The sequence below is a fragment of the Blastopirellula sp. SH421 genome (assembly GCF_057808535.1).
Map to the genome: position 1 here is coordinate 5320089 of NZ_CM173712.1, position 25899 is coordinate 5345987.

At 55.6% G+C, this 25899-nt stretch carries 22 protein-coding genes; 9 read left to right on the forward strand and 13 right to left on the reverse strand.

Going from position 1 to position 25899, the window contains the following annotated elements:
* Positions 1–156 precede the first annotated feature (156 nt).
* The 3 genes from SH421x_RS21440 to SH421x_RS21450 all read right to left on the reverse strand — a co-directional run bounded on the left by SH421x_RS21440 (position 157) and on the right by SH421x_RS21450 (position 2806).
* The gene (locus SH421x_RS21440; protein ID WP_488852060.1) at positions 157–1326 is read right to left on the reverse strand and encodes a DegT/DnrJ/EryC1/StrS family aminotransferase; all 1170 of its coding nucleotides are present in this window, start codon (positions 1324–1326) and stop codon (positions 157–159) included.
* A gap of 161 nt (positions 1327–1487) precedes the next feature.
* The gene (locus SH421x_RS21445; protein WP_488852061.1) at positions 1488–1997 is read right to left on the reverse strand and encodes a GNAT family N-acetyltransferase; all 510 of its coding nucleotides are present in this window, start codon (positions 1995–1997) and stop codon (positions 1488–1490) included.
* Between the two features lie 32 nt (positions 1998–2029).
* Positions 2030–2806, reverse strand: coding sequence for an inositol monophosphatase family protein (locus SH421x_RS21450; protein WP_488852062.1), 777 nt, complete (start codon positions 2804–2806; stop codon positions 2030–2032).
* A gap of 330 nt (positions 2807–3136) precedes the next feature.
* Here SH421x_RS21450 and SH421x_RS21455 point away from each other — a divergent pair, with 330 nt between their 5' ends.
* Both SH421x_RS21455 and SH421x_RS21460 read left to right on the forward strand, forming a co-directional pair.
* Complete coding sequence (locus SH421x_RS21455; protein WP_488852063.1) at positions 3137–3805, forward strand: hypothetical protein; 669 nt, start codon at positions 3137–3139, stop codon at positions 3803–3805.
* Positions 3806–3905: 100 nt separating this feature from the next.
* Positions 3906–5195 (forward strand): glucuronate isomerase, encoded by a 1290-nt coding sequence (locus tag SH421x_RS21460; protein ID WP_488852064.1) that lies wholly within the window; start codon positions 3906–3908, stop codon positions 5193–5195.
* 232 nt (positions 5196–5427) lie between these two features.
* On the opposite strand, the gene SH421x_RS21465 is transcribed toward SH421x_RS21460, so the two are convergent.
* The gene (locus SH421x_RS21465; protein WP_488852065.1) at positions 5428–5838 is read right to left on the reverse strand and encodes a hypothetical protein; all 411 of its coding nucleotides are present in this window, start codon (positions 5836–5838) and stop codon (positions 5428–5430) included.
* Positions 5835–6617 (reverse strand): MBOAT family protein, encoded by a 783-nt coding sequence (locus tag SH421x_RS21470; RefSeq protein WP_488852066.1) that lies wholly within the window; start codon positions 6615–6617, stop codon positions 5835–5837. The genes SH421x_RS21465 and SH421x_RS21470 overlap by 4 nt, the downstream gene beginning before the upstream one ends.
* Positions 6618–7362: 745 nt before the next feature.
* Between SH421x_RS21470 and SH421x_RS21475 the strand changes: the two genes are divergently transcribed.
* The 3 genes from SH421x_RS21475 to SH421x_RS21485 all read left to right on the forward strand — a co-directional run bounded on the left by SH421x_RS21475 (position 7363) and on the right by SH421x_RS21485 (position 9435).
* Positions 7363–7671 carry a hypothetical protein gene (locus tag SH421x_RS21475; RefSeq protein ID WP_488852067.1) on the forward strand — a complete coding sequence of 103 codons (309 nt, stop codon included), beginning with the start codon at positions 7363–7365 and terminating at the stop codon, positions 7669–7671.
* A 232-nt stretch (positions 7672–7903) separates the two neighbouring features.
* Positions 7904–8476: an RNA polymerase sigma factor gene (locus SH421x_RS21480; protein WP_488852068.1), complete on the forward strand. Its 573-nt coding sequence runs from the start codon at positions 7904–7906 to the stop codon at positions 8474–8476.
* A gap of 179 nt (positions 8477–8655) precedes the next feature.
* A complete protein-coding gene (locus tag SH421x_RS21485) occupies positions 8656–9435 on the forward strand; it encodes a hypothetical protein (RefSeq protein WP_488852069.1) in 780 nt (259 codons plus the stop codon).
* 47 nt (positions 9436–9482) lie between these two features.
* On the opposite strand, the gene SH421x_RS21490 is transcribed toward SH421x_RS21485, so the two are convergent.
* Complete coding sequence (locus SH421x_RS21490) at positions 9483–10010, reverse strand: zinc ribbon domain-containing protein (protein WP_488852070.1); 528 nt, start codon at positions 10008–10010, stop codon at positions 9483–9485.
* Positions 10011–10144: 134 nt separating this feature from the next.
* Positions 10145–11158, reverse strand: coding sequence for a DUF1559 family PulG-like putative transporter (locus tag SH421x_RS21495; RefSeq protein WP_488852071.1), 1014 nt, complete (start codon positions 11156–11158; stop codon positions 10145–10147).
* Between the two features lie 249 nt (positions 11159–11407).
* On the opposite strand from SH421x_RS21495, the gene SH421x_RS21500 reads away from it, so the two are divergent.
* Together SH421x_RS21500 and SH421x_RS21505 are read left to right on the forward strand one after the other, a co-directional pair.
* Positions 11408–12787, forward strand: a complete 1380-nt coding sequence (locus SH421x_RS21500; protein ID WP_488852072.1) for a sensor histidine kinase — start codon at positions 11408–11410, stop codon at positions 12785–12787.
* Between the two features lie 3 nt (positions 12788–12790).
* Positions 12791–14182 (forward strand): sigma-54-dependent transcriptional regulator, encoded by a 1392-nt coding sequence (locus SH421x_RS21505; RefSeq protein ID WP_488852073.1) that lies wholly within the window; start codon positions 12791–12793, stop codon positions 14180–14182.
* Here SH421x_RS21505 and SH421x_RS21510 read toward each other — a convergent pair.
* The 3 genes from SH421x_RS21510 to SH421x_RS21520 all read right to left on the reverse strand — a co-directional run bounded on the left by SH421x_RS21510 (position 14179) and on the right by SH421x_RS21520 (position 16696).
* Entirely contained in the window at positions 14179–14751 is a 573-nt protein-coding gene (locus tag SH421x_RS21510; RefSeq protein ID WP_488852074.1) for an HYExAFE family protein, read from the reverse strand. The genes SH421x_RS21505 and SH421x_RS21510 overlap by 4 nt on opposite strands.
* Before the next feature lie 74 nt (positions 14752–14825).
* Positions 14826–16175, reverse strand: coding sequence for a histidine--tRNA ligase (gene hisS / locus SH421x_RS21515; protein WP_488852075.1), 1350 nt, complete (start codon positions 16173–16175; stop codon positions 14826–14828).
* Between the two features lie 77 nt (positions 16176–16252).
* The gene (locus tag SH421x_RS21520) at positions 16253–16696 is read right to left on the reverse strand and encodes a YkgJ family cysteine cluster protein (protein ID WP_488852076.1); all 444 of its coding nucleotides are present in this window, start codon (positions 16694–16696) and stop codon (positions 16253–16255) included.
* 210 nt (positions 16697–16906) lie between these two features.
* Here SH421x_RS21520 and SH421x_RS21525 point away from each other — a divergent pair, with 210 nt between their 5' ends.
* Together SH421x_RS21525 and SH421x_RS21530 are read left to right on the forward strand one after the other, a co-directional pair.
* Positions 16907–17764, forward strand: a complete 858-nt coding sequence (locus SH421x_RS21525) for a formyltetrahydrofolate deformylase (RefSeq protein ID WP_488852077.1) — start codon at positions 16907–16909, stop codon at positions 17762–17764.
* A 168-nt stretch (positions 17765–17932) separates the two neighbouring features.
* Positions 17933–20566, forward strand: a complete 2634-nt coding sequence (locus tag SH421x_RS21530) for a response regulator (protein ID WP_488852078.1) — start codon at positions 17933–17935, stop codon at positions 20564–20566.
* On the opposite strand, the gene SH421x_RS21535 is transcribed toward SH421x_RS21530, so the two are convergent.
* The 3 genes from SH421x_RS21535 to SH421x_RS21545 form a co-directional block, all read right to left on the reverse strand.
* Entirely contained in the window at positions 20537–21241 is a 705-nt protein-coding gene (locus SH421x_RS21535) for an N-formylglutamate amidohydrolase (RefSeq protein ID WP_488852079.1), read from the reverse strand. The genes SH421x_RS21530 and SH421x_RS21535 overlap by 30 nt on opposite strands.
* Positions 21242–21258: 17 nt before the next feature.
* Positions 21259–23022, reverse strand: coding sequence for a HEAT repeat domain-containing protein (locus tag SH421x_RS21540; protein ID WP_488852080.1), 1764 nt, complete (start codon positions 23020–23022; stop codon positions 21259–21261).
* A 97-nt stretch (positions 23023–23119) separates the two neighbouring features.
* Positions 23120–25720, reverse strand: coding sequence for a PVC-type heme-binding CxxCH protein (locus SH421x_RS21545; protein WP_488852081.1), 2601 nt, complete (start codon positions 25718–25720; stop codon positions 23120–23122).
* Positions 25721–25899 lie beyond the last annotated feature (179 nt).

The window sequence follows — 25899 nt, forward strand, 5'->3', positions numbered from 1 at the left end:
TCGACGCATGTTGCGTCCAACAAATACGCTCAATTGCCCATCATTTTCGATTCCCCCCGCTCAGTGTTGCGAAAAACGGGGGATCAGGGGATCTTTGCGGGAAGTCGCCGCCAGTAGCGGGGGCGACTTCGTTCATTAGAACCTACACGCAGCGGCTTAAGCGACCGCTTTCTTTTGAATCGCCGAATAGAACTTGTCGACCGCTTCGACCACAACTTGTTGCTCGGCAGCAGTCAGTTCGGGGAAGATCGGCAGGCTCAGCACTTCTAACGCGGCCTTTTCGGTCTCGACCAGCGAAGCATGTTCCCCCATATTGGCGAAACAGGCTTGTTGATGCAGCGGGACCGGATAGTAAATCTCGCTCCCGATTTTGTGGTCGGCTAGGTGCTTCCGCAGCGCATCGCGGCGACCTTGCGGTACGCGAACCGTGTACTGATTCCAGGCATGTTTGTGGTCGGCGTATTCCACCGGCAAAATCACGCACTCATCCATCCCGGCCGACTGAAACAAATCGTTGTAGCGAGCTGCATTTTCGCGGCGCATCTCGGTCCACTGGGCCAACTTTGGCATTTTCACCAACAACGTGGCGGCCTGGAACGTATCCAACCGGCTATTGATCCCGACCACCGAGTGGTAATAGCGGGGCTCCATCCCGTGACCACGATAAAGTCGCAGCTTGTTCGCCAACGCTTCGTCATTGGTGGTCAGCATGCCGCCGTCCCCCATGCCGCCCAGATTTTTGGTCGGATAGAAGCTAAAGCAGCCCACATCGCCGATCGAACCGACCGGTTGACCGTCGTATTCGGCCAAAATCGCCTGGCAGGCGTCTTCGATCACCCATAAATCGTGCGCGGCGGCGATGGCGTTGATCGAAGCCATGTCGGCCGCCTGACCAAACAAATGTACCGGGATGATCGCTTTGGTGTTCGGTGTCACGACCGCGGCGATGGCCGCCGGGTCGATATTAAAAGTGACCGGGTCAATGTCGGCAAACACCGGCTTGGCCCCCAACCGCCAGACGGCGCTGGCCGTCGCAAAGAAGGTAAAGCTAGGAACGATCACTTCGTCGCCGGGGCCGATATCGTACGCCATCAGAGCGAGCAACAAAGCATCGCTGCCCGACGCGCAGCTAATTCCATATTTGGCCTGCGAAGCCTCTGCGATCTGCTGCTCTAATTCAAAAACCTCAGGCCCAAACACAAACCGGCCCGACTGAAGGACGTTTTCCAGCGCCGCGACAAATTCGGTCTGCAAAGGTGCATTGCCGCGGGCGACATCCAACAACGGAACCGAGGCGGGACGGCCCGCCGACTCTTGAGCGCTCATCCTTGATTCTCCATGCTTCCATGTTTTGCAGCCTGATGAATGCGTTCAGCAGACTGTTCGGCCGCTTGTTCGTCCTATGAACTTTGGGCCTCTCGCGAAAAGCTAGAGAGAAGCAATAGAAAGGTCAAGATCAAGCGAACCGCTCGCTAGCAAATGCAACCCTAAACGGCTGACGCAAATTCGGGGCGATACTTGGCAATTCCGCCGACGCCAATCGCATCTGGCTTGTAGACCAACATCATAAACGCTTCGTCCGGAACGCCTGCCAGCTCTGATTTGACGTTCCACCGTGACGCAGGTTGAAATCCAAATTTTTGATAGTAGCCAGAATCGCCCAGCACAATCACAAACAGCGCACCGCTGTCGCGCAGTTGAGCGAGCCCTGTTTCGATCAATGCCGCCCCAACTCCGCGGCGCTGCGACTGAGGCAAAACCGAGACCGGCGCAAGCCCCCACCCCTGAATAACGCGGCCTTCTGATTCGATCGTCGCCGGCGTAAACAGCACTTGACCAACGATTTTGCCTTCTACTTCCCCAACCAATGACAACTGCTCGCAGCCGCAGTCGCGCAGTTGATCGACAATTTCGTTTTCAATCGCGGTCGGAAATGCGGCCAGCAATAGCTGGCGGATGGCCGGCACATCGTCCGGCGTTTCAGGGCGAATCAGCATTGGGAAGAATGCTCCGAATCAGATCTCAGATGTCAAACTTGGATCGTTGCTTGTAGTTGATCATGTAACGCGTCGGTCGATGCGGCGAGCACCTTGGGGTGATTCAAGTCCAGCGGGCCTCCGCCGACGCTACGAATGATTCCGCCTGCTTCTTCGACCAGCAACACGCCGGCGGCGATATCCCATATTTTAACGCTCGAAGCCCAGTAGGCGTCCAAGATTCCTGCTGCAACATAGGCCAGATTCAGAGCAGCCGAGCCAAGCCGCCGCATCGCCTGACATCGGACCAAAACTTCGATGAACTGCTGAATCTCAGGCGAGTCGCGCTGAATGCCGGCGGCAAAACTAGCCGCAACCAACGCATACTCCAATTCGGTAATCTCACTGACCTGCAGTTTCTCACCGTTCAGGGTGGCGCCGCGGCCGCGTTCCGCTGCAAAGCATTGGTCACGCACCGGGTCATAGACGACGCCCACAATCACTTGGCCGCGATGTTGCAAAGCCAACGATACCGAATAGTTTGCTAGCCCATGGACATAGTTCGTCGTTCCATCAAGGGGGTCGGCGATCCACCGATATTCGTACTGAGCAGATGCGGCATTGGCCGGGTCTTCCTCTTCTCCCAAGAATCCATGTTCCGGAAAATCGTCGAGCACAATTTTTTGAATCGCTTTTTGGGCTTCGACATCCGCCTCAGTAACTAGGTCAGCGCGTCCCTTCTCGCGGACCCGAAACTTCCCTTGCCAATCGAGCAAGACCTGTCCTGCAGCACGGGCCGCCGTTTCACAAGTCGTTAAATAATCGGGCATTTGGTCCCCTCGGCTCGTGGCCAGTTTGGTCGCCTGGTTGGTCTCCGTCTGCCCCAATGATAAAAGAAGCCGGCCGCTTGCGAACTACCCGAGCGATTGAGAATGACCGATCCAAAAATTTCACCGAAGATTTTGGGAACCAAAAGGTGGACAACGACGACTACTTTGTTATCATGACGAGTGGAAGAGCAGCCAATTAAGGCATCATACTTTTCATACGCCTCGCCCTGTGGGCGCCATTTCGGCCTCTTCTCTGTTCCGGCCCCGTCACTCACCTTGGTGAGCGACGGGGTTTTTTTATTTCCTCACTCGTTCAATCTTTGCCCCCTTATGCCTTCTGCATCTCTATGGACGTCGGCTGCATCGGCATCCGCCCCGTTTGAGTACGAATCAGCTTCGCTTCTCTTAGGCGTGACCCTCGCCGAACAAATGGTGGTCGGACTCTGCGATCTCAACTCGGGTCGCACTCAAACGGTCAAGATTGACTGGCAAGATGCCCCCGCCTGGGAGGCCTACATTCGCGAAGACGATCTCGTATTCACCAGCGAAGATACGCCGGAAGTCCCTGTCCGGACCCAAGCCTACATTCGTGGAATTCCGACCGAATCGGCCTGCGAATTCATCTTATCGCGACAAACCTCGTTGTTGGACCATGCGGCGCCGCTGGCGATCAAGCTTCCGACACAACAGGTTTTTCGGTTGGCGGCCGGTCATTTGGTCCCTGCCCAATCCAGCTTAGAACCGGAAGAAGAAGTAGCGCTCGCCGTGACGGTCGATGAAGAAACCGTTTGCTGCGTCCTCTTTTACCCCGGCGACGCCGACGAAATCTTAGTCGAACCCACCCACCTGACGGTCCGCATGTTTACTGAGTCGCTCGAAAAAGGAGTGATTCGCCGAGTCCGCGTGCGACTCTTGTTTTGCCCGCTCGACGGTTTAGAAGCGACGCTCGCCACAAAATATGAGGAGTTCCGCTTGTCTGAACTCCCGCTAACGACCTAAACGGCCACCCAGTATCCGGCTTACCTGGGGGATGAAATGTACATCTCTTTCAGTTACGCTGAGATTTTTGTCATCCAACACCTCAACGAGCCGGCGCCCCATGTCGATTGAGTTGCGAAAACAGCTATTTGAACAACTAGACCAAATCGTCTTGGTTGACCCCCATTCGCATATCAATCCGCTGAGTGCGGCGTCAACGACGCTGGCAGATATCTTGGGGTATCACTACTACACCGAGCTATCTCACTCGGCCGGCATGCCGAAAGATCAGATCGAAGAGCCGGGTCTCGACCCTAAAGAAAAAGTGCGCCGCTTGGTCGAAAATTTCGGCCCGATCGAAAACACGATCCAATACAGTTGGTTCATTGAGTTCGCCCAGAAAATGTTTGGTTTCGCCGATGATCGGCTGACCACTGACAATTGGGAGGCGCTCTACGATACCGCTGCCGAAAAGATGGCCGGCGAAGATTGGGAAGAGACGGTCCTGCGCGAAAGCAAGTTGGAAGGGGTCTTTCTGACCAACGACTTTGACGACGCGTTAGAGGGCTTTGACACTTCGCGTTATATCCCTTGCTTGCGAACTGACGACCTCGTCTTTCATTTGTCGAAATTGACCGTCGCCGAGCGTCTAGAAAATGCGACCGGCATTTCGGTCAATGGTCGCGCTGCATTAGAAAGTGCGCTCGACAAACTGTTTGCGCACTTCGTCAGCAATAACGCCAAAGCATGTGCGATCTCGCTACCGCCTGACTTTGCGCCGCACTATGTCAGCGATAACCGCGCTGATATCGCGATCAAAAACATCCTAGGCCAAGGCCATGACGCCGATCCCCACGATCGCCACGCCGCGGCGAACTTTGTCTTTTGGTCGCTGGCCGAACGTTGTCGTGAGCACAAGCTGCCGTTCGATCTGATGATCGGCGTCAATCGCGGCGTCTATGAAACCGGCGTCTATCAAGGGCAAGACCTGTACGACAGCCGCGTCTCGCTGATTCAATACCGCCAACTCTTTAACGCATTCAGCGACGTCACCTTCCCCGTGTCGGTGTTAGCCAGCGTCACCAATCAAGAGCTGGTCAGCTATAGCTGGATTTTCCCCAACGTCGTCGCCAACGGACACTGGTGGTACAGCAACACGCCGGCCTACATCGAAAACGATTTGGCTGCGCGGCTCGAAGCGATCCCGCAAACCAAAGTGATCGGCTACTACAGCGACATGTACAAGCTGGAATTTGGCATGCCCAAGTTCGCCATGTTCAAACGAATCCTGGCCAAAGTCTTGGCCGAAAGATTTGTCATCGACCGCGGCTGGAGCGAAGAACGGGCGGTGGAACTAGGCCGCCTGGTCCTACGCGGCAACGTCGAGACGATCTTTGGTGTCGGCGGCTAAACCGAAGAGAAGAATGGAACACGGCCGGGCCGCGGGTGAAGCGCGGCCGGACACGGTAAGAATTTTAGAGACGCCAACATCAAGACCGACAACCATGAGAGTGGTTGGCGGGTTTGTTTGCTGCGCAAGACGGAACCTCGAATGCTGTGCACTTCAGCTGAAAAAACGTCGCAGTCCAGACAACACCTTTACAGAGAAAACAACGGAGCTGTCCGGTCCGGTCTGCCGCGATTTAAGGTCGCAGTGCGCAATAGGCATAGATCACCGTAAAGCAGACAAACAGCAGCGTTAGCGTGTGGTATCCCAGTTTCAACCACCAAGTGGTCAGATGGGCTTTCACGTCGAAGACCGCTTGCAGCGGGAGGCGCAGTCCCCAAAAGATGGCGACGTACAGGCAAAACGAACGCGCCAAAAAGTCTCCGCCGGCTAACTGGGCCGCGTTCAGCAAACTGATTAGTCCAAAAGCGACGATCGAGAGCACAACGTATCCCCCGTACACCCAATACATTTGGCGGTGGAGCTTGGATAAGCAGGCCAATTCTGCTTTCCAGTTAAGCTGAAACGGGACCAGCGCCGAGGCAAACAGCACGCACAATTGCATGCCGCCGACGATTCGCAACATCGTTTCGAGTTCGAGACTCATCCGAGTTCTTTCCACGCGAGCAGCATCGGGACGATAATCTGCTCGACAAACGACCGGTGAAACAGCCAGGTGATCGGTGTGATCAACACGACGGCGGCAAATACCCTTCCCCGCACTCCGTGATGCAGCGCAACACGTTTTCCGAAGCGACTACGCTCGAGCAGGATTGCGCCCCCTTGCAGCGCAAAGTAACCTGTTGGCCAGCCATAACCCCCTCCGGCCGGGATCGAGATGACAACATCATGCAAGACGCCGCTAAATAAAAAGCCAAGGATCACGGCCCACTGTGGACCAAAGCGAGCAGCCAACGGTCGAAATAAAAAACGATGTGTCAGATCACGAAACGCGACATTCCAGCGTCGGCTCCAAAAGTCGGATAGAGACGTCGCCGCCAGCGGAGCATTCATCAAACGCGGCGCATCGACTCCGCGACTTCTCCACCAACAAGAGAGCAGATGAAATAAACCGAAATGTAGCGAGAAAATCAGCCCAAACATCCCCAGCCATCCGACGGCCAGTGGATGTAACCAATCAGCCCAGCCTATCGCGGTAGCCAACAGAAATCCCCCGAGCGCCGTTTTTAGCGCGGCAAAGGCCCATTCTGTAACCAGCGGCGATGGGATCGGGGGCTTGGGTTGGATGGTGAGAAAGGCTGGCGCATCAAGTCCTGGCCAAGCCCACCAATAGGCAAGATTTCGGGCAGGGGTTGAACTGACCGAGGTCGTACTCCAAGTGATCCACTTACAAGCGAGATAAATCGATCCCGCGGATAACCACATCTGTACCCAGCCTGGGGCTTGGGCAGAGAGGGAAAGTGCAACGATCGCCGGGACGATCACGACTAACTCAATCGGCCAACTCGTGTGTGACGCCGCAGGCGGATTAGTCCGCGATGGGTCAATCTGGCTGGCGGCGATAGTCATCACACAAGGTAGGAAAGGAAGTCTAGGGAATTGATCGATCTCTTAACAACCGTATAACCGGCGTTGGCGGCAACGAAGCGCCCCCGAAATTGCCGCACGAACCGGCCCAATCGCTTCGCCTGAATCGCTCCCAAAATCACATAGAGCCTGTAGGAGAAAACTCGAAGCCCGAACCACACCGGTAATCGAATTTGGGTGTGATGAGCGGCTAAATTAGGAGAATCACACCCTATCCAAAGAGTCGCCGTTCGTCTCTTGCCGAGAGAATCCTCGCTGCGGCCTAAGTTTCCAGCCAGAATCCATTTCATGCAAGATGTTTCACTGTAAAGACTTGCGACAAAGTGTGAACAACCGTACGTTCTGGGCGCAAGATTTTTAGAAAATATGTCCGTAGCGTGTGAACCAATCCGACGAAGTATCGTCTTATTGGTGTGCCAAGCTAACTGCACGTTGCGGTTAGAGAACCGACTTCGGTAATTATTTCACAAAGTTGCTGAAGCTTCGGCGGCGCGTTATATTTCAATGTTCCCCACCAGGGTAGGTCGGGGGAAGACTTCTTATTCACTCTCTCACTGCGCAAACCGCGTAGGAGGAACTCACAATGCGTAACGACATTATCAACATCCGCGAAAACATTGTTGTCGCTGCAGTCGCCCGCGTCGCCGTGGTCGCCGTTGATGTCGCTCGTGATGGGTTCTTCACGTGTATGCGTCTCTATGGTCACGCCATGACCCATCTGACACCGCCCAATAAGCAGGGCGGCGGTCTGAAACCGTCATGGCTCGGCGGCGAGTGTTGGCTATCAGGTTCATTGGAACAAAAACCAATGCAACTAGGCCAACTACAGCCGGCGTTTAGTTGGGGCTCCGTGCGACCAGAAGTGTCGCCGGCCTGGATAGGCAGAAGCTAAGACGCATCCGCGTCAGACAATTTGTCTCGCTTCTCGTCTGCAAGGCTCGCCCCGACGGCGCCTGAGCTAGTCGCTCTTGGATCGCGTTGACAGCACCCTGTTGGTCTGTTTTCGCGCTCTCCAAGAAGCCTCCTGCTCTTCGCCCGAATCGCGGTCGCACGCACCTTCGCCTGCCGCCGCCTCTGCGTCCTCAGCAGTTCCATACAAAACCATACGAGAGAGAGAGTTTCCCATGACTGACCACACGCAAATCGACGAAAAAGAGCGGATGATCACCCTGGTTGCGGCGTCGCAAATCGGCGACCGTGACGCTTTCGGCCAATTGGTCGAGCAGTTCCAGGGGGTCGTGTTCGCGATCGCGCTGAAGCGACTGCGGGATTACGCAGAAGCGCAAGAGCTGTGCCAGGACGTTTTCATCCAAGCGATGCAGAAGATTGATCAGCTGCGTGAGCCGGCGGCTTTCCCCGGCTGGTTGCGATCGATCACCGTCCGCATGGCGATCAACCGCGCCGTGCGACGTCCTCCTGACATCGCGACCGAGCCGGACACCCTGGCGGCGACTTGCGTCGATCGCCGGACTCCGCTGCACGCGTTGATCGACGGCGAACGAGCCGAGACCCTGCACTCGGGCCTGGCCCAACTGCGTGATCTCGACCGCGAAACGCTGCGAGCGTTTTACGTCGAAGGTCAGTCGCTGCGTGAGATGAGCGACGAGTTTGATGCGCCAATTGGCACCATCAAGCGTCGTTTGCATGTCGCTCGAAAGCGGCTGGCGAAAGAGATGGAAGAACAGATCGCCGTCTGACGACGATTGTTCCACCTCAACGACGTTGGCAAACAGGAACCGCCTGAGAAGCGTGAAGCATCTCAGGCGGTTTTCTTTGTTCTAGGTACGTTGAAAAGTGGACGCTAAAATTAAGCCGCTACTCGATTTACATTCACCGAGGAGCTGTCTCTCCGATGTTCCTAGCTTTACGCAATCTTATGGCAGTCATCGCTGTCGCCACGTTCATCCCAATTATGTTCATTGGGATCATTTGGCTGATGGACGAACCTGGACAACCAGCTTGGGCCATGCAAATTGCTTTTCCGCTTTGTGTGTTAGGGTTTCTCGTCGCGATCGCAATCATTGCTGTAATGATGCGGATCCCTGATAAGGCCCCCGATTTTTTGCGGCGATACTTTGCTAACAATTTGATCTTTGAACGCAGCGGAGTGACTTTCACCTTTTATGGCGAAGTCGACAAGACGACCGAGGTTTTTCTCTTTCGTATCGTCGCACAAAATCGTTACTCATCACTCGCACAGACTACTCTGCTCCTGCAATCGCCAACCGGCATTGGCCAGATTCCGATTCCGCCCGACGTTTCGATCACACTACCTGGGGGCGGACTTGCGGTCACTACTTTGCTCGTCAACGTGCCGAAAGAAGCCAAGGGACGCGAAGTGCGGTGGAGCATTTTCGCCGATACGCAATATCCCAATGGCAGAGGGAAGCTGCTGCGCTATCGCGACGGTTCTCCGGTCGGAACCATTAAGCAACATTTTGAGCTGTATCGAATGCTTGTCATGCTCGCACTAGGCCAAGTTTCGATCCCTGTTCCAGCAAAATTCGGCATGCGCCTACCGAGGAAAACCGAGTCTCATCCATTTCCGCAAACTGTCATCTGGTCTCAATTGCTTTGGAGCCTGAAACACCCACTTGAACCAATCAGCCGACTGCAAAACGCCAGTGAAATCATTCAAATGAAACTCTTGACCTAAAGTCACAGAAAAACAACAGCGCCGCAAGCTGCTACGAATCGGTTGATCTATTCGTCCTCGGATGGCTCTGCATTGAGGCTAGCGTCAGGCTGCGGTTGCGCAGCGGCGTTTGGTGCAGCCTCGATCGGCTCTGCGATGGTTCTGTCGTAATGACCTTCGGTTGGTTCGCCTGCTTTCTGCTGATCGGTTCCAATTGATTCCGTCGTGACATGCGGCTTGGTCGGCGTCGCTGCACTGGGGCCTGCCGCCGACAGAGTCATCACCACTGCGGCGATCATGATTAGCAGCAACAGCATAAGTCCGCCGCCGATGACAAGGATCAACCACAGAAACATGGATGAATTTGGCTTTTCTACCGATTCCGCCAGCGGCGGTTCGACCACTTCGGCGACCACCGGCTCTTCTTCTGGAGAAGCGGTCAATGGACGCAAATGCGTCAGATTCTCTGCGATCAAAAAGGTCGCGCCGCACTTTGGACAAGGGAAGGTCTTGCCTGCCAGTTTGCGAGGAATTCCGAGTGCTTTGCTGCATCGCGGACAACGCAGCTTGGTCAGCTTGGCAATCATGGAAGCCACACGAGAGTCGAGGATAGTGAAATTTCGGGCGAGCCAGTATGCGCTGCTTCGCCCGAACCCGCATCCTCTATAGTAATTCCCCACTGCCTCCGCGGTCAAAGATTGCCAATATAGCCCCGCGGAGTATGTAAACGCTAGTTCGCCGGTATCACTTCGCCCCCGCTGCGTGTCGCCATGTACCGCCAAGTAGCCAAGTCGACCGTCTCAGGGACGCTCGAGACCGATCCATCCAGCCTCGCGACCTGTACAACGCCGGGATGCCAACTACGAGAAGTGATAATCGCGTAGGTTGGTCCGGCGCTGCCGCCGGTTTTTCCCTCTTGCCACGAGTTGTAGTCGGCATCGTAGTCTTTGCCGCCGCTGCTGAACTTGACGTAGGTATTGGGAGCCATCGTCGCGGTAAAGCCGGTGTGATGAACGCGACCATCAGGCCATTCGGTATGCCCGGTATCCGTTTTGAACTCGGAAGATGCGGCGACGACCGCCGCTTCGGCAGCAGCCACATCATTGGGAATCGTTGTCGCCGGCGGTTGTGAATTCCGTGTGTAAGGAGTCCACGACTTGACCTCTGCCGCCAGTAGGGTGTTGCTGGTTCCATCGGTCGCGGCTGCGAACGAGAGATGGCTATTGGGATAGAACATGCCGTCCCCCCCTTTACGAGTCGCTGGATCCCAGACCAGCCAAGTTCCCATATTGAAACCATAGGTGGTCGGATACAGCAGCGACTTGCCGCCGCCGGGATCGCGAACTTGATCCGAACCAGGATCACTAGGACAGGCGAAGCCGGGGATCTTGATGTTGCTGATGGCGGTTTGAAAGTCCCAAGCGGTGTTGAGATCGACTTGGTCGTACAGGCTTCCTTGTTCGAGCATCGTCAAGATTCGCCCGTGAACTCCCCAAGCTCCGTTGTTGCTGGCCGACCCCTGATCGATGATCACGCTGGCCGGCAATTTGCGGTAGGTGCTTTCGTAGTTGTGGATCGCCAAACCAAGCTGCTTCAGGTTGTTGCTGCACTGCATACGCCGCGCCGCTTCGCGTGCTTGCTGCACCGCAGGCAACAGCAAGGCGATCAACACGCCGATGATCGCGATCACCACCAATAGCTCAACCAGGGTAAAACCACGCTTTGGTACCGCGCTGATGTTCAAGACACTCTCCTACTTTTCCGCTGCAAAGGGTTGGGGATGCCATTGCTTATGCAATCCTAGTGCCAGTTTCCTTAAAATTCCTTCATGTAGGAATTTACGCATGCGAGGATCCCCAGTTCATGGAAAGCCGACCTTTGATTGTCGAATTAACCGACATCGATGACGGAATAGACGACACGCAGCAGCAATTTCCGCTTTCGATTACGATAGATAGATTCGTCCTCCTCTGCCCATGACGTGCTTCCTAAAATGCGCTGGCCGCTTCGAATCCAACTGTTACTTCCGTTCGCCGCCGTGTTGTTGGTGATCATGATCGGCGTAACGCTGGTGACAGCCCAACTGTCGGTGGCCAACGCCAAAGCTCGGATTGAGACGCGTCTGCGTGATGTAGCGACCGTCCTGCAGTCGGCGACATTTCCCCTGAGCGAAGCGGTGCTGGAGCAGATGAAGGGGCTCTCTGGGGCCCAGTATGCCGTCTCGATCGAGGGGCAGCTCCTCCGTTCAACGCTCAACGGCTTGCGTTCGGAACAGCTCGCAGCACTGACGGTGACTGATTCGATCGAAGACTTGGCGTTGGGCGAAGAGATCTCGATCGACAAGCAAGCATATTTTCATGCCGCAGTGACGCTGCAAGGTTTGCCCCAGCAAGGGCAAGTTCTGCATATGTTTTATCCGGTCGACTCCTACCGCAAAGCTTGGTCTGCCGCTGCTGGCCCACCGTTCTGGATCGGTTTGGCAGGCTTTCTGGTGCTGGGCATCGTCGCTTTCGCGCTGGCTCGAAATGTTACTGCACCGATCGCTCAACTCCGCAAACAAGTCGAACGGATCGCAGCCGGAGACGCATCCCCCATCCCTGCCCGCATGACCAATGACGAAGTCCGCGACTTGGTGGATGCCGTCAATCAACTGGCCGAGCAACTTACCGCTTACGACGAAAAGATTCGGACTTTAGAGCGAACTCGCGTCTTGGGTCAATTGGGCGCAGGATTCGCTCATCAGGTTCGCAACGCTGCGACCGGGTGCAAGTTGGCCCTTGATATTCACGCGTTACAATGTCCCCAAGCGCACGACGAAGGCATGGCGATCGCCAACCAACAGCTGGCGTTGATTTCGACCCACTTGCGGGCAATCGTCAATTTTGGCAAAGAAGAACGCCGCGACTTCGAGCCGCTCGACTTGCGTCAGATAGTGCTGGAAACCTTGCCGCTCGTCCGCCCGTTGGCGCAGCACCACCATGTCAACGTGACGTTTATCGGCGAAGGGAGCTATCCCTTGCTGGGAGAAGCGACTCTGTTGCAGACCGTGATTGTCAACCTGCTGACCAACGCTGTCGAAGCAATTGCAGGGCATCCGCGCGGCGACCAACCCGCCCAGGGAGAAGTCCGGCTAGAGCTAATCCGAGAGCCCAGAGGCGTGCGATTAACGGTAACCGACAACGGCCCTGGATTGCCTGAAGAGATTGCGTCAGTCGCGTTTGACCCCCTGATCACGTCAAAGCGCGAAGGGGTTGGTCTCGGCTTAACGATCGTCCGTGAGGTTGCACGAGTTCACCATGGCGAAGCAACCTATCGCCGGGAGAACGGCGAAACACGATTTGAAATTCATCTGACCGATACGAGAAACGAATAAGCGATGGCGGAAGTTCTTATCGTCGACGACGAACCCAGCGTCTGCTGGGCCGTCAGTTCACTAGCCGAAGCCAAAGGGCACCACGCCGAAGTCGCTGCGTCAGCCGAAGAAGCGTTGCAAAAGCTCAAGACGATTCAACCCGCTGCGATCGTGCTTGACGTCCGGTTGCCTGGCATGTCAGGGCTTGAAGCGATCGATGCGATCCGTCAAGCATCGCAAAATGTTCCGATCATTTTGATCACGGCATTCGGTGATTTAGAAACCGCGGTCGCTGCTGTTCGGAGCGGCGCATTTGAGTACATCGTCAAACCGTTCGATGCGGCGACCATTATGGGAACGCTAGAACGTGCGCTCGCGCCGCGTGAATCGACCATCGAGATGAACGCTGGCGAAACGATCGTTTCTCCAGATGGGATGGTGGGCAAGTCGCCATCCATTCAAACCGTCTTTAAAAAAATCGCCCAAGCCGCAGGCTCCGATGCTTGCGTCTTGATCGAAGGCGAAAGCGGATCTGGCAAAGAGTTGGCGGCCCGCGCCATTCACCAGCATAGCGTTCGTTCGACCGGACCTTTCATCGCGGTGAACCTCGCCTCGCTCAGCCCGACGCTGGTCGAGAGCGAATTGTTCGGACATACCCGGGGCGCGTTTACCGATGCGCACAACGCCAAGCCAGGCTACTTGCAACTCGCCAACGGCGGAACCTTGTTCCTGGATGAAGTGGCCGATATTCCCGCCGCTGCCCAAGTCAAACTATTGCGGGCTTTGGAACATGGGGAAGTCACGCCGGTCGGCGGCGGCCAACCGGTGCCAACCCGGTTTCGAGTCGTCTCGGCGACGCATCGCCATTTGTTGGGTAGAGTTGAAGAGGGAGAGTTCCGGCATGATCTCTATTTTCGTTTGAGCGCATTCCGATTGCAGCTTCCCCCGCTGCGCGAGCGTGTGGATGATATTCCGGAACTCGCGAGATACTTTCTCGCGCAGCTTGGATCCAACAGCCAGGGCGCGGCGATCACCACGGCGGCTCTGACCGAACTAAAACGTCGTCCCTGGTACGGTAACGTGCGTGAACTGCGAAACGCGCTGGAACACGCCCAGATTGTCAGCATGGGAGATGCGATCCGCGTCGAGCATCTGCCAGCGGCGGCGCCCCCGCTCAATACCACAGGTCAAGTTGATCTTGCCGAACTGATCCGCGTTTGGGCGCAGCAGCAACTAGCAACCGGCGAGTCGATTGATGATTTACATGCCCAGCTGCTAGCGTTGGTCGAACCGCCGCTGCTGCGTGCTGCATTAGAAAACCATCAGGGGCAATTTGTCGCGGCTGCCAAAACGCTCGGCATGCACCGCACTACGGTCAAAAAGAAGGCGGATGAATACGGGATTTCTAGCGACTAATAAGAAGGCGCCATCTCCGTGGCGCGTCGCCGATCAAAATCACCTCCAGAGATGATTGGCGTCTCCAGGAACAATTTCAGCGGTTGCGCCAATTGCCGGAACGCCGTAGTCGGCATTGCGATAGTCCGCCACTTGGGCGAGATCCGTCGCGCCCAAGCGGCGTACAGATCAATCCGGACACCGACAAACGCATAGATCTCTCCCTTGAACGGGAACAGAAAATTTTGCGGCAACGGGGCCATGTCGCCGGTCACGCAGTAGGCAAAAACAAACAGACCTCTGAACTGTGGGCCAAACAACAACTCCCATTGGGCCATCGCTTGCAGGTCATCAATAGTCGCCCAGTTTTTCCAGTAGCGGTTCTTGCGCCCCGACGGAAACTGACGACCTTTGACATCGACGAGCCACGACATCTCGTTCCCGGAGGGGGAAACGATAAAGTCGACGTTCTTAATCGAGCCATTCGGGGCAATCGAACGGCGCGACTCGTCGACCGCCACATAGGGGGTTTGAAGATGGCGCAGGTAAGCCTCAAAAGCAGCTTCGTAATGATTCGAGCGGATCGTCATTGGGTTGTCTCCACGGCGGCGAGCTGATGCTCTTAGTTTGCCAACCTGTGGTGACAACAGTTTGTCACCCTGTTTTAGGATGACGCGAGAATCTTTTCGATTTGAGCAATCACAGCGGCGGCGCCAGCAGCAAGGGACTCGTCAGTCGACTCCCCCGCGACCAAGTTTTTCACCTGGCATTTGCTTTCGGCCAGTTCGCGGTCGCCGGCGATGATCGCGATTTTAAAACCGCGACGATCGGCGTACCTCAGTTGTTGCCCCAGCTTCTTGGCTTCGGGATAGACTTCGACGCCGATCCCTGCCGCACGTAGTTGCGCCGCCAGAACCAGATAGGCGTTCAGGCTTTTCTCGTCAAAATACGGGATAAAGACAGGCGCCGGTGTGCTCACCTTTTCGATCAGCCCCAGTTCTTCCATCGCCGCCAACAAACGATCCAAGCCAAGCGAAGCCCCCACGCCGGGGAGTTGCTCTTTGGTGTAGAGACTGGCCAGATTGTCATAACGGCCGCCAGAGCAAACGCTGCCGATGCCCGGTAGTTGGTCCAGAAAAGTTTCAAAAATCGTGCCGGTGTAGTAGTCGAGACCGCGCGCGATCGAGACATCGATCGCCAAGCGCGCATCGCTCACACCGACTGCCGCGGTCGCTTCAAGCAGTTCGCGCAGTTGAGATAGCCCTGCTTCTCCCTTTTCGGATCCGGCGACCAGCGGCTCCAGCTGCTTTAAAATTTCGCTGTTAGAGCCAGAAACCTCGGCCAGCTTTAACACCTGATCGGCTTGAGCGGCGGTCGCGCCTGCGGCGGCGATCATCTCAGCGGCGACTTTCTCGCGGCCGATTTTCGCCAGCTTGTCGAGTGCGCGCAGCACCTCGGTCGACTTTTCGGCTAGATCCAGTTTCTCCAGCACGCCGCTCAACACTTGACGATTGTTGACGCGAATCTGAAAGCCTTCAAAGCCGATGGCCCGCATGAGGTCATGAATGACCAGCGCCGTCTCAATGTCAGCAACCAGCGACTTGGTGCCGATCGTATCAAAGTCGCACTGCATGAACTCGCGATAGCGGCCACGCTGCGTATTTTCGCCGCGCCAGACCGAAGCGATGTGATAGCGTTTGAACGGCGTTCCCAAAGTTCCGACATGTTGCGCGGCGAAGCGCGCCAACGGGACGGTCAAGTCAAAGCGAAGTCCAACATCTCGCCCCCCATGATCCTGGAAACGATACATCTGACGATCGGTCTCATCGCTTCCTTTGCCGCTCAAAACCTCGGCGTACTCCAGCGCCGGAGTATCAATCGGGGCGAAACCGTAGGAGCGATAGACCTGCTTCGCGGCGTCTATCAGTCGCTCACGCGGCATCATCGCTTCGGGCAGATAGTCGCGGAAGCCCTTCAGCGTGCGGGGCTGGATTAGCTTTGCTTTTTCAGACATCGGTTTACCAGGAACAAAAAGACGGGCGGTTGGCCCGCCCGTGATGGATTGAGGGAAAATGAAATGCGAGAGTCGCGCTAGCTGAGGATCGGCAACAGCGGCGGCTTGCGGCTACGAATGCTTTGACCAGCGCCGCGTGGCGCCATCGCCTCGGCGTACTCCCAGATTTGCTCAGGAGTCTCAAAGTACATGTCGTAGACCCAGTCATCTTCGTATTCGCAATTTTCGGTGGTGTAGTCGCGACAAATTTGCGGTCGCGTCTCGTAGATCCCGCACATATTATCGTCGCGTAAATGCTTGCAGGTCGTATGAACCAGCAAGTACCACGACGCGCCATCCACAAATACCGAGGCGCGATCGTGCAGCAGATACCACCGAATGAACTCGAAATCGGTCATTTCGTCCGGCGTATCAATCGGCAATGCAAAGTAACGACAGCACTTGGCGGTGCAATGTTCGCACAGTACTTCGCCCGGCTTCAGGTCTTCACGATAGGGTTTGGTTCGTTTGGCAAGCGACATTGCCGCATTCCTTTCCCCGGCGGGGGAGCTGAAAAAATAGCGAATTTGCGTCGTTCGCTTGGAAGGTAAATCTAGCAAAACCTGCAGATTGCGACCAGTCTCCCGAGCTTCCCCACGGCAGGTTAGGAATTTTGTGGCATATTAGAAGGTCGCCGGCCCAGTCGCCGGGCAATGTTTCCTCTTTCGCCTCTTTCCCCCCAGCAATTCGCGATGCGCATCGTCATTACTGCGGTTGGTCCTGATAACGTCGGCCTGGCTGACCCCATCATCCACTATGCCACGAGTCTGGGCGCAAACATCGCCGAAATCCAGATGTACGATCATGACGAAGAAGCGATCTTCGCCATGTTGTTGCGGATTGAGCTAGAAAATGCCCAAGTCGATCAGTTACGCATGGCGCTAGCCGAGATCGCGCGTCTGAAAAATCTGTCGATACGCGTCTGGACCCCAGAAGTTCGCAAAGAGCGTCCGCGCCTGGCGATTTGCACCACCTATCGGCCAGAGCCGGCGCTGGCGCTGTTACGAGCGATGCGTGATGGGCTGATAAAAGCGGAACCGGCAATCATGATTGGCAATCGTGACGCTTGTCGCGGTCTGGCCGAACAATTTGGGGTTGAATGGCGCAACGTGGGTGATCACCAAGGGAAAACCGACGACGATCAAATGATCGACATCCTGGATGAGTTTGATGTCGACTATGTCATTTTGGCTCGATATATGCGAGTCCTACCGGCCAGCAGCTGTTGGAAATATGCAGGGGGGCGAATCATCAACTTGCATCATGGCTTGCTGCCGAGCTTTCCCGGCATCCGTCCCTATCACGACGCATTTGCAGTCCGCATGCTGACCTACGGCGCAACGTGTCACTTTATTGTCCCCGAATTGGATGCCGGCAATCAAATCATCCAACAGTCGACGTTCACCACGCCTCCGGGGACGAAGCTGGACGATATTATCCGGCTTGGTCAAGAAGACAACGAACCCCGCTGTTTGGTTGAGGGGGTTCGTCGCGTAGTGGACGGCGAGGTGCAACTGCACTTTCACCGGGTGATCGCTATCGGGTCGTAACGGTTATAGCAATTCTTCCCCCACGACTCTGGAAATCCGCTGCCGTACAGTCCACTTCGGATTGCCGCAACGAGGCTGCGCCCTATCGTTTTAATACGCTCCTCAGGTCGATGAGCCGGCGGCTTTCGCGAAACGCGTATAAATCCAGGGGGCTGGATTGGATTTCCCATGCAACATCGCATTTTAGTTGTCGACGACTCACCGCTCACTCGATTTGAGTTGGGGGAGTTGCTCGAAGCGAGTTACCAAGTAGCGTTCGCAGCCAATGCACGCGAGTGTCGCGAGATTGTCGAGGACTTTCAGCCGCATCTGATCCTGCTCGACTTGCACTTGCCCGATGGCGATGGCGGCCAGATTTGCGAAGAACTGCGTCGACTAAAATGCTGCAAGCTGGCCCAAGTTCTCATTTTCAGCAGCACAGACAATCCGGAAAAGCGGATTGCGGTCTTCCAAAGCGGCGCTGTCGATTTCGTCCCCAAAAATATTAATCGTCAAGAACTGCTAGCCAAGATCCGGGTTCACTTGCGATTGCAAGACGCGATTGCCCGCGCCGAAAAGGCGGAAGATGAGCTGCAAAAATACTCCCACGAGCTAGAACGCATTGTCGATTCGCGAGCTCAAGCGATCGAAGCGACGCAAGATATCGCCGTGTTCGCACTGGCGAAGCTGGCCGATTCACGCGATACCGAGACCGGCGAACATCTGGTCCGCATCCGCGCCTACTCGCAGATTCTGGCCGAACAACTTCAATTCAAAAGCGAATATAGTGACGAAATTGACGATGCGTTTTTGTCCGATCTGTATCGCTCAAGCCCGCTGCACGATATCGGCAAAGTCGGCGTTAGCGATGCGATCCTGCTGAAGCCAGGCCAACTGACTCCGGACGAATACGAGGTGATGAAAAGTCACGCTGAAATCGGCGCTCGTACGCTCGAAGAAGTCGCGCACAGCAGTCCGAGAGGGGACTTCTTTCGCATGGCGACCGTGGTCGCACGACATCATCATGAACGCTGGGATGGGTCGGGCTATCCCACGGGGCTAAAGGGGCGCGACATTCCGCTCAGCGCTCGAATAGTCGCCGTCGCTGACGTCTTTGATGCGTTAACCTCGAAACGGGTCTACAAAGAAGCGCTGGCATGCCAAGACGCCCACGACATGATCATTTCGGAGAGCGGCAAGCATTTCGATCCGATCGTCATTCAGGCATTTTTTCAATGTTATGACAAGCTCGTCGCGATCGCCGAGCAAAATACGAGCGAAAATCGTTCCAACTCTAGTCGCCAATTGGCGAAGCCCCGTTTTCGTCGGTCACTGGAGTACTCCGCTTCTCCGATGTCGACCAATCCTAAAGTGCTGGTGATCGATGATGATTTTAGTTTTGGGCGGCTGCTCGAAAAGTGGCTGACCGATGCCGGCTACGAAGTGACAACTTGCGTCGACGCCGCTTCCGCGCTGCGAGCAATTCAGACAGACCAACCGCAGTACGTGGTTACGGACTGGATTATGCCGACCATTGATGGCGAAACGGTCTGTCGCTGGGTGCGAGATTCGCTACGCACGAACTACATTTATACGATCGTCATCACCTCCGATTCTCGGCCTGAGACAAAACTGCGAGCCTTTCACGCCGGCGCGGATGATTTCATGCAAAAGCCGTTGGATCGCAATGAGCTGTTAGCTCGGTTGCATGCCGCTTCACGCGTTGTCGCGCTCGAATCGCGCGCCGCCGGATTGTCGCGCAACGATCCCCTGACCGGCTTGGCGACACGTCGCCAATTGGACGAACAACTAGAACGCGAATGGTTCCGCGCGATTCGATATCATCTCCCGCTCTCGTGCATTATGCTCGACATCGACGGATTCGATGAAATCAACCGCAAATATGGCTTTGAAGCTGGCGATCTAGTGATTCAACGAGTCGCTCAGCTCACCCAAGGGCATACGCGTCTAACCGACTACGTCTGCCGATTGGCAGGCGACCGTTTCCTGGTGGCGATGGTCGAATCCAATGAATTTCAAGCGGCCCAATTCGCCGAACGACTTAGTAAAGTGCTCGCGGGAAACGCTCCCGTAGTGAACGGCGAAAAGCTACAGACAACCGTCAGCTTTGGCGTCGCCCAGGCGCATGCCGATACGACCAACTTGGATAGTTTGATTCAATTGGCCGAAGAGACGTTAGCGGTTGCGAAACAGTTGGGACGCAATCGCGTCGTGCGGCACTCGTCAACTGCCCAAGCGGCTCCGCTCCCTTCTTCTGTCAACGAATGGGGAACGCCGATGGCGAGCGCTTTGGCTCATGAGGTGATGACTTCCCCGATAGTGACGCTACATGAAAGCGACACGGCGCGAGAAGCGCTTCGCTTTCTGCTTCGTTACCGGATCAACTCGGCGCCGGTCGTCGATCAACATGGCATGCTTTGCGGCGTGTTGTCCGAAAAAGACCTGATGCGTCATATGACCGACGTGTCACGCTGGGATCAGTCCATTCGCTCGTCCATGAGTTCTGACGTTGTCTACTTTCATGAAGATGACACGGTCGAAACAATCTCGAACTTCTTAATTCGCGCGTCGATTCGTCGCGTGGTCGTCGTGCGCGATGGCCGTCCGACCGGTGTGGTCAGTCGTGGTTCGCTTCTGCGCTGGTTCAATCGACTGCAAGATCAGGAGTACGAAACGCAATCGTGCGAATTGCTGGAAAATCGCACGGAGGCCGATTTGGCCGAAAGCGTCAGCAACCTGCTGAAAGAGCTAGAGCAATCGATCTCGCTCGAACTAGCTAACAACACGTCGTACGCCCGTTAGAAAGGTTTGCGCCAGGTCCGTGATCAACGTTCGCCAGGCATCGTCATCAGCTACCAGCCGCTGATTGACTTCTAGTTCGATGCCAAGATAGTGTTCGTCCCGATACTGTTTACGTAGCGATGTCGTGAGTCCGTCCGCTTTCCCCTGGTAAGGATAGTTAAGGCGAACGCGCAGATCATGCCGCACCGCCAAAATCCGCGCTCGCCAAGCGGCGCAGAAGGACTTTTCACCTGGTCTTACCGGATCATACAACAGTCCGATTTCGGCATTGCGAACCTCTCCGTTAAGCTCGGGCGTAAACGTATGCAGCGACAGATGGATCACGCGCCGCTCGGCGTCGCGAAACTCATCAATCGCTTGTTGGACACGCGATCGATGAGGCTCGTAGTACTTGGCGAGAGCCTGCTGCTTTTCGGCAGCAGAGAGGTCCTGCATAAATTCTGAAAAGAGTCGTGCATGGCCGAGCGAACGATTCAGCTCGACCACCAACCGCGAAACGGTCGCGGCAACCAGCGGCGCTCCGGTCGAACGCTGGAAAGCGTTCCCCATCTCTAGTGAGCCTGGATCCCAACCGCGATGCGACGCCAAGACCTGCTCGGCGTCGCAAAATCTAGCACGATACTCGGACGGAATTTCATTCCCGCCGTGCTCACACGAAAGAACAACCGCATCCATACGCTGTAATTTTCCGATTAGGCGCCGCTCACAACGGTGTACTCTGCATGCGAATCGGTCGGTCGATCGACCGTCACTCGTAGCGTTTTGGCAGGAAATGTCGCCGGATCAATTCGTAAATAAATCGCATGTGTCCCCGGCTCCAGTTCGACCGCTTCCGGCTTTCCTTCCGGCAGCAGATCATCTCCGACCCAGACACGCACGCCGGTAGTTTCGTTTAATCCAACTTGAACTTTCCCCCCCACAACCACGTCGACTTCGGCTTTCAAATACAGTACCGGCCGCTCGTCCGACGTCAATTCCGCCAATGGTAACTCTCCCGCAGTCATCCCATAGGCTGGGGTCCAAGCATCTTCTGGGGCTTGAATGATTTGCTCTTCTAACTCACCGATCGTCGGCACGCCGGCAGCTAAATCGGTAGGGATTTCATTCAGCACGCGCCACCGCTGCACGGTCGGCTCGGTACGAATCTTGTACTTGCCGGGTTTCCCAAGTTCAGAGATGAAGCGAGACAAATCGAGAAACTCGTCGTGGGTCAGGAACTTCGCCAGCCCTTTCGGCATGAGCGAGCCCCCTTCTTTTTCGTCTTCGATATCGTCGACCGGAATCACTACGGTCTGACCACTGGCCTGCTTCATGATCACGCGATCATCATCCTCTTCGGAGACGATGCCGGTGTAGACCTTGCCGTCGATCGTCAAAATGGTCCGGGTCGTATAGGCCTCTTTGACTGCTTGTTCTGGATACAAGATCGACGTGACGACGTAGTCGGGCGGGCTGCTACCGCCGACGGCGCTCAGGTCGGGGCCAATCTGGCCGCCGGCGCCGCTCAACGCATGACACTTGAAGCAGTTCAAATCGGCACGACGGAAGAGCAGTTCGCCGCGCTGGGCGTCCCCTTTTTCCATGACTTCGGCGGCGACCGCTTTGATTTCATCCGCCGTGAGCGGCGGCGCGTCATCGTCAATGCCGGCTGCCTTAGAGAGCACTGTCACCAGTTCGGGATCGCTCCGACCGACAGCGAACATCTGACGCAGACACATCTTTGCGACGTCCGGAGTCAGTTCGGTTGTGGCCAGTACGGCTCCCAATTTGGCTGGCCCCGATTGCTGAGCGAGAAACGCATCGATCATCACCGCCGGATCGGTGGAAGCATCCCCTCCGGCGAGAATTTTCCCTGCGATCTTTGCCGCGTTTTCGACATCCACATCTACCAATGCCGACACTCCCAGATAGCGAATCGCGAGCGGCTGATTCGGCTGCGTCAATTGCTCCAATGTCTCGACAGCTTTGGAGCCGCCGATCTTCGCCAAGCTGTTGACCGCCGCTTTTTTCAGACTGGGGCTGGTTTTCTTTTCGGTCGCTAATTTCGATAACGCGTCAAGTGCTCCTTCGACTTTCCACAAGCCGGCGAGCTCGACCGCCAATGTTTGGGTTTGTCGATCATCGCTCTTCAGCAACTCGCTGATCGCTGACAGATCGCCGGTGGGAACGGCATTGCGACTGACGGCTGCGGCGTGCAACGACTTCAACGCGTCTGGTCGGACAGCGACTGGAAAACCGTCAGGCTTGGTCGCCATCTGAAAAACGAACGCCAGATTTTCATCGTTGGCCCGTTTGCAAATCATATCCAAGACTTGCGGCAGACGCTGCTCAGTAATTCGACCGCTATCGATCATCTTGACCATTGCGTCGACGCTCCCTTGCGCCGAGACCGAAGAAACCAGCAGCAAGACTGCACAACACGCTGTCGTCATCGAGATGGAGTGACGAAAACTCATAAATCGAACCTTTTGAGGGTATTCGTTGCGTCATTGAAAAGAGTCACCCGAACCAGGTCCGGGTGACTCCGTTGCGTTCACCAATCAATCGCATCAACTAGTTTTTGGCGCCAACGCGACCTTCGAGCGTTTTGATCGTTTCGCCCAAAGTGTACTCTAAATAGTAGTCCTGATCGTAAGCGAGCGACTCAAGCGCGATGTCGAGTGCTTCCTGCGAATCGAAGAAGCTGAGCGCACGGACCGCTTCCAGGCGAACGCGGGGGTTCTCGTCGTTCACTTGCGATTGCAACAGCGCGAGCGGCTCTTCAACCTGATCGCGCCAGTAGCACAACACGCGTGTGGCGGCGGCGCGAGCCCGCGGATCCTCGGCACGCAGCAACTTGGCCAGCAGGTCCTGGTCAACCATGTCAAGATTCTGCTTGACCCAGAGGGCTTCAAGCAGGTTGTGTTCGTACAACTTGTCGTTCACGTCCAGGCCGGCGATCCACTTGGCCAATTCAGCGTCGACTTGCTGAGCGTCACGCTCACGCAGTTCACGACGAACGCGATAGCGAGTCCGGTATTCGTACGACTTCAGCAATTCCAACAAGTCCGGGATCGACTCGCCGGCGATCTTAGCCGGTGTGACCAAATCGTTGCCTTTGTAGGTGATACGCCAGATGCGGCCATGCATGTTGTCTCGCTTCGGATCGCGAACCGAGTGCTGCATATGGCCGACCAACGGGTTGTACCAATCGACGATGTACAACGCACCATCCGGACCAAACTGCAGATCAACCGGGCGAAAGTTGAGGTCCGAAGACTGCAACAATGGTTCGACTGGATCAGCGGCGAAGCCTGAGCCATCTTCTTTCATCTTATATTGCAACACCCCTTGGAAACCAATGCAGTTGTTCAGCAGGTAATTGCCCTGAGCCGATTCTGGAAAGTTGCGGCTAGAGACAAACTCGCAGCCCGAAGTCGGACGCCACTGCTTTTTTAGAAATTGATTCATCCCCGGGTGCTTGTTGGGGTAATCCACATCGCCACTGAAGGCCGCGCCAAAGTAGTTGGCGCCGCCTGACGCGTCGGCGACAAAGTTTTGTCCCCAGTCATCAAAAGTATGCCCCCACGGATTCGCGAACGAGTAGGAGACGAAGATGTCAACCTTGGCGGTCAACGGTTCGTAGCGGAAGATGCCCGCGTTTTTGACCCGCTCTGGACCGTAGGGAGTTTCGATCTGCGTGTGGTGGAATGTTCCTTCCTGAAAGTACAACGCTCCGCCGGGGCCCCAGGTAAAGGCGCTAAGCGAGTGATGTGAGTCAGCCGAGTCAAAGCCGTGCAGCATGTATTTTTTGACGTCCGCTTTGTCGTCCCCGTCTGTATCTTTTAAGAAGATCAGGTTCGGCTGAGCGGCGACATATGCGCCCCCGTCCCCCAGTTCCAAACCGGTGGGCAAATGAAGTCCATCGGCGAAAACCGTCTTTTTGTCTGCTTTGCCGTCGCCGTTGGTGTCTTCAAAAATCAAAATCTTATCGTTGACCGGAGTTCCCGGCAGATACATTGGATAGGTTTCCATCGTCGCAACCCACAAACGCCCCTTGGCGTCGAAGGCGAACTGCACCGGGTTCCGCAGTTCCGGAAAATCCTGCTCTGAGGCGAATAAGTTGATCTCGTAACCTTCCGGCAGCTTGAAGCTTTTCAGAGCTTCTTCAGGCGAATCAAACGTAAACGGACGGCTGACGTTCGATTCAATCTTGATGAAGTCGCCTGTGCCAGAGTCATCGATCTTGTCTGATACTTCTTTCCCTGCGGCGACCGCCCAGATGCGTTGATCACGCACAGCGATCATCTTGCGGAGCTTTTCAAACTCTGCCGGAAAATTGACAACGCCAAACGGATTTTTACGCCCGCCGTAAATGTAAAAACCATTGACCGCGCGATGGTCGTAATAGAATTGCAGATCCTTCTCAAACACTTCGGCGTGCAGCTTGTCTAGATCGCATTTGTATTCAGGCGCTTCGCCAAACAATCCGGCGTCCAGAACTTCGGCAAAGGCCTTGTAGCCCTCGTCGTTCAAGTGAACCGAGTTAATCGTCAGGTCGGTGTCGGCCGCCAGCTTTTCTTTCATGGGAGCGTAAACATCAACAAACACTGCGTTGTTCGCTTCAGCGATCTTCTTCATCGCGGCGGCGTACAGCTCGATGTTTTTGTTGTTCGCTTCTCCATCGGGGAGCGTGCGGCTATGCAAGTTTTCGTTGGGGATCGGCGAGACGATCACCAAAGTTGGCGCTGTTTCGCCGTTGTACTTGGTGGTCGAAGTCGATTTGACGAACTTGGTGAACTCTTCTTCAAACTTCGGCAGCCCGCCCGGTCCAGCGAACGATTCGTTAAAGCCGAAAAAGGCCAGAATCACATCTGGCTTGTGGTCTTCAAGAGTATGGCCGTGATCTTTGAAGTCTTGGCTGCGAGGACGCAGATCGATTTCGTCCGCAGACCAACCCAGATTGCGAACTTCCAGCTCCAACTGCGGAAAGCGAGCCTGTAACAAGGTTTCAAACCGCGGATAGTACTGCATCCGCTCGGCCAGGGTGTTGCCGATGTAGACAATTTTGTCCCCTTTTTTCAGCTCCAGCTTCGCCTCGGCGCGAGCCATGCCGGCCAGCGATACCGCGGCGATCAGCAAGCTCAGGGCAATCAACTTCGACGCGATCTTCATGAAATACTCTGCTCCGGCAATGTAGAAAATAAGACGAATCGCGCGGCGGCGATGTCGTCGAGAGGGGGGGCTAATCATTGGCAGGACCGATGCGACCTACCAATCCGCTCCATTGGGGTGGGGTCTGTAAGCACTCTATAATAACCTACCGCATCCGCATGGGGGAAGCGTTAGCAGCC